4 protein-coding genes are annotated in these 3,794 nt (G+C 61.5%); 2 read left to right on the top strand and 2 right to left on the bottom strand.

The genetic code is table 11. The features are described from left to right. Both AC1DT3_RS14345 and AC1DT3_RS14340 read right to left on the bottom strand, forming a co-directional pair. Positions 1 to 491: extracellular solute-binding protein (locus AC1DT3_RS14345; protein WP_477465923.1), on the bottom strand; the 491-nt coding region annotated here is incomplete at its 3' end. Between the two features lie 49 nt (positions 492 to 540). Continuing rightward, complete coding sequence (locus AC1DT3_RS14340) at positions 541 to 1,437, bottom strand: hypothetical protein (protein WP_477465922.1); 897 nt, start codon at positions 1,435 to 1,437, stop codon at positions 541 to 543. A 163-nt stretch (positions 1,438 to 1,600) separates the two neighbouring features. Here AC1DT3_RS14340 and AC1DT3_RS14335 point away from each other — a divergent pair, with 163 nt between their 5' ends. After that, complete coding sequence (locus AC1DT3_RS14335) at positions 1,601 to 2,704, top strand: adenylate/guanylate cyclase domain-containing protein (protein ID WP_477465921.1); 1,104 nt, start codon at positions 1,601 to 1,603, stop codon at positions 2,702 to 2,704. A 131-nt stretch (positions 2,705 to 2,835) separates the two neighbouring features. Next, on the top strand, positions 2,836 to 3,794 hold a 959-nt coding region (locus AC1DT3_RS14330; RefSeq protein WP_477465920.1), incomplete at its 3' end, for a calcium-binding protein.

Genomic DNA, 3,794 nt, shown 5'->3' with positions numbered 1-3,794 from the left:
TCCCAGGTCTTGGGAGGAGTGAGGCCGGCATCCTTGAACATCTTCTTGTTGTAGACCACCAACTGGGTCTGCATGGCGAACGGCACCGCATAGACCTTGCCGTCCGAACGGAGCGTCTCGGCCGCGAGCGCGGCTTCCGGGAAGTTCGCCAGCTCGGGTGCGTTCTGCTTGTCGAGGGCGAGCAGGTAGCCCGGGGTCGCGATCGTTTCGAGATTGCCGTAGGCACGGACCTGGATCACGTCCGGACCACGCCCCGCCGCGAGCGCGGTGGAGAGGATGGTCTGGTAGTTCTCAGGAGCGTAGGTCTCGAATTTCACCGAGATGTCCGGCTCTTTCTGCTCGAACTTCTTGATGAGGTCCTGGTAGAAGGCTTTGTCTTCCTGGCGCCAGCTCCAGAAGGTCAAATCGGTCTTGGCAAAAGCCGCGCCCGCGCCCATCGCCATAAAGCCGCCGACCGCAGCGCCCATCAGAATTCGTCTCGTCAGTCTCATGTTCGTCCCCTCATTGTTGACGTCTTCTCCTCACCGAAAAGGGCCTTCTTCACAGGCTCTTTCGTGATTCTCGGCAATGATCCTGCGGCGCAACGACCAGGACGGTCGCATCGTCGTGGATCTTAACGCGTGGAAATGTGCTCGCTTCGTCGTCCCGTTGCTCGCGGTCCCGCAGTTCCTGCAGCAGATCAAGTGCCTGACCGGCACTCAGAGCAGCATAAAGCGTGTCGTCCGTATAGTCGCCGAACACGTCGACGAGGCGCATGAACCCGTCGGTCGCCAGCACGATCGGTTTCCCGGACGCGATCGTCGCGTCGAAGCGGACCTCCCGCCCAGCCCAGGGGCGCAGAGGATGGACGACCCAGTAGCCGTCMTGATGGTTCATTCTAGTCCGATTTTCGAGGATCTGGCGCCGGGTCTCGTGCGGCATTACCCCGACTGACCTGTCGCTCCGGCCGAGCGACGCCAGGGTCAATCGCTCGAAGGGCTTCGACCGCTCGTCGGTCCAGCGGACGACCCCGGCCTCCGACGGCACCAGGGCCACCACGTCACCGAGAAACGCTCCTTCGACGTCGACCGTCCCTTCTATCGCCCCCTCCCGGCACCGGATCAGCCCCAGGCAGGCGGAAGGCGCCACCGCGTCCACATCCGTCGCCACGTCGGGCGCCGTCTCGAGGAACGCCGATGTCACCAACTCACCAACCGAGGAGAGGATATCCGGAATAGTGTCGGCTTTCTCGTCTGTGAGGGCAGCCCCGATCGTCTCGGCGAGCCAGGAAGCGTCGCTCTGACCGGGGGTCAAGCGGGCGCCGCTGACGCCCGTCGCTCCATCAATGATCCATGCAAGAGCACGACGCGCACCGAACCCATCCTCATTGGTATGGGATCCGGGAACGGACAAATGCTGCAATGTCCGGAAACAGGGGATGAAACCAGGGTTGCTCACGCTCTACTGGTCTCATATTGGTCGCCTCGTGTCCATAGTGGTCTCACACCTCTTTCAACAGGCGTAAGGTCGGTCGATGAGAGCGTTCGCCATGCTTCAAACGGAGGTCTGACAAAATTCCGCTACAGTTACGCTTCTCTTGGTGACGAGAGGAGGAATCATCTTGTCCGAGATTCGTGGCACATTGCAGGAGAAGCCGTTTGGTCTTCCAAAATCCCCGCTCCCGCGCCTTTTCTGCGTCCTGCGCCAAGAGAGCGACCGCATGAGCCGCCAGATTCGGTTCTGGATATTCGCCGTTCTCGTCGGCGCGCTGGCGGGCATATGCTACGCATTTCTGTTCCATAATGGGAAACCGCTGATCGGAGCTGTTTTCGGCATGGTGACGGCGGTGCTGCTGTTCGGCTTCGAACGTGGCTATTTCTTCGCCGGGCTCCAGAAGGGGCTCAAGCGCCTTTCCGCTCCCCTCTACGCCCTGAGCTCCATCTCGATCTACGTGACGCTGATCGTCCTCGCGAACGTGATCGCCGGGAGCACTCTGCTCGCCTTGGACGTGCTCGAAGAACCCTATTGGGAGACCGTGCTGCCGACACCCCGGATTCTCACGTATTCCCTCGTCGTCTCGGCAGTCGTCGCCTTCATCCTTCGCGTGCGGGACCTGATCGGGGGCGAGGTATTCTTCAACCTCCTCATCGGCCGGTACTACAAACCCGTCGAAGAGGATCGCGTTTTTCTCTTTATCGATCTGGTGGGGTCGACGTCMCTCGCCGAGAGCATGGGGCCGATGAAGTACCAGGCGTTTCTCGGAGCCTTCTTCGCCAGCCTGGCGGACCCCGTCCGTCGCTACAATGGCTCGCTGGACGATTATATCGGTGACATGGCGATGATCACCTGGCCGCTTGCCCGGGGCATCCAGGAGGCCCGCTGCTTGAGTTGTGTCCACGCCTTTCGCCAGCAGATCGAGCGGGATTCCCACGAATGGCTGGCGCGCTTCGGCGTCGTTCCGCGCTTCCGGGCCGCGTTGCATTGCGGGCCCGTGGTGACGGCGGAAATCGGGGTCGAGAAACATAAGATCGCTTACGTCGGCGATACTGTGAACGCGACGTCCCGCCTGGAGACACTGGGGAAGGCGTTCAACGAGCCGTTCCTGGCCTCCAGCGACGTTCTCAGCCGAATCGACCTGCCGGCCGGGTTCAGGGCCCGTGACCTTGGCCCTCACGCAGTCCGCGGACGAGATCAGCAGCTCAGCGTGGTCGCAGTCGACACCTAGAGTGCGGCACCTTCGACCTTGTAAGAATGACCTCCCATCGGGTATGAGCTTCCGCTGCGGCAGATGTCGCGTTCTCCAAGTCCCGACTTCTTGAACACGCCGGTGTTCGCACGGCGGAGCGCTCCTCGACGATGGCCAATCTCCAGTTCTATACGAGCATGCCGACGGGTTATCGCCTGCAAGACATGTTCTCCCCGATCGTGGTGCCGGCTTCCATCAACCCCGAGCAGACGGTTGCGACCTTTGTCGCCGAGGTCGATCACAACCAGGTTGCCGGAACGCTCGTCGGCTCCCAGTTGACGGTGCTGTCCGGCGTGGCGGGGCGCCTCTCCTACAGCTATGGCGGACGGGTCTGGCTCGAGTACAGCAATGCGACGGGGATCGCCTATTCGGATATCAACGTCTTCCTGGCCGGTGGAGCGGCGACGGCCGCCTACGTCATGGTGGGGGACGACAGCCTGGTCGGCTCCGCGAAGGGCGATTACCTGGAAGCCTATGACGGGAACGATACCCTCGACGGCGGCGGCGGCGAAGACACGATGGCCGGTGGTCTCGGAAACGACCTCTATCTTGTCGACGAAAAGGACGACCGGGTCATCGAGAACCGAAACGCCGGTTACGACACGGTGATCGCCGCCATCAGCTACGCTCTCGGCAAATCCTCCGAGGTCGAAGTTCTTGCCGCAATCGCCGGCCGGAAGGCTCTGTCGCTGACCGGAAACGAGTTCGCCAACACGATCGTGGGTAACGACGGCAACAACACCCTCGACGGTGGGACCGGCGTCGACACCATGGTCGGCGGGTTCGGCAACGACACCTACATCGTCGACAACAGAGCCGACATGATCGTCGAGCTGGCCGGACAAGGCAGCGATACGGTTCTCTCGAGCGTCAGCTACCAGGTGACAGACGACACTTTCATCGAAACGATCTCGGCTCGCGGAAAGAGTTCCATCTCTCTCGTCGGCAACAATTACGCAAACAAGATCACCGGCAATATCGGCCACAACGTGCTGAAAGGCATGGGCGGACACGACACCATCTATGGCGACGGCGGTAACGACAAGCTCTACGGCGGCAGCGGCAATGA

The sequence above is a fragment of the Microvirga sp. P4_G7 genome (genome assembly GCF_056401005.1).
Note: the sequence above shows the minus strand (reverse complement) of the source record. Positions and strands in the feature narration are given on the sequence as shown.